Raw genomic sequence first — 376 nt, 5'->3', positions numbered from 1 at the left:
CGCCACTTCCATACCCTCTTCTGCGAAGCCTTCGGCGACACGCCGCACGGCTACCAGACCCGCCTGCGCCTCGATCAGGCCGTGCAATGGCTGATGGCCGGCACGATGCCGCTGACCGACATCGCCTTCGGCGTCGGCTATCCCGACCAGACGACTTTTACCCGCGCGTTCGCCCGCCGCTTCGGCCTGCCGCCGGGGGCTTGGCGTGAGGCGGCGCGGCGCGGCTGACGCGCTCGCCATCCCTCTCCGTCGATTGTCAAAATTACAAAGCCGAGTAAAGCGCACACCGGGGGCGGTGCTCCGCCATCGCCAAACCCTAGCCTCAGCCCCAGATCCCCATCCGGTACAAAACTTGCGCCTGTGGCGGGGTGATGTC

General features: G+C 67.0%; 1 protein-coding gene. It reads left to right on the top strand.

Going from position 1 to position 376, the window contains the following annotated elements:
• Window positions 1-228, top strand: a 228-nt coding sequence (locus AC1DIQ_RS19000; protein ID WP_478050605.1) for a helix-turn-helix transcriptional regulator, incomplete at its 5' end; no start/stop codon positions are given.
• Between the last annotated feature and the right edge of the window lie 148 nt (window positions 229-376).

The sequence above is a fragment of the Stenotrophomonas sp. 05L413 genome, assembly GCF_056397945.1.
This window is presented reverse-complemented; position numbering and strand designations above follow the sequence as displayed.